This window comes from Pseudomonas persica (assembly GCF_900291015.1).
Classification (GTDB): Bacteria; Pseudomonadota; Gammaproteobacteria; order Pseudomonadales; family Pseudomonadaceae; genus Aquipseudomonas.
Genome location: NZ_OLKL01000167.1, coordinates 1 through 268, shown reverse-complemented (window position 1 = coordinate 268; position 268 = coordinate 1). Strand labels below are relative to the sequence as shown.

Below are 268 nucleotides of genomic sequence, written 5' to 3'. Positions count from 1 at the left end.
ATGCAGACCATGACGGCCAAGTGCGTATCGCGCGAGGTCAGCACCAGTTGCTGGTCGCTGATGGCCTCGACAGTGAAGAAGTCCAGACCCTCGCCGACGGCTGGTACATGCTCTGGATCGCGGCGAGTGAAGCCGTGGATATCGGCGACATTGAAACGACGTGAGATGTAGTCGCGAATTTGAAAAGCCAAGGCCAGCCAGCCGGGGACGTCCGAGGTCATGGCGCAGTAGGCTTGCAGGGCGGTCAGCGGTACCGTCAGCTGCACGC

General features: G+C 61.2%; 1 protein-coding gene. It reads right to left on the bottom strand.

Going from position 1 to position 268, the window contains the following annotated elements; genetic code table 11:
- Nucleotides 1-266: DUF2867 domain-containing protein (locus FQ664_RS26140; RefSeq protein ID WP_256676105.1), on the bottom strand; the 266-nt coding region annotated here is incomplete at its 3' end.
- Nucleotides 267-268: the final 2 nt, after the last annotated feature.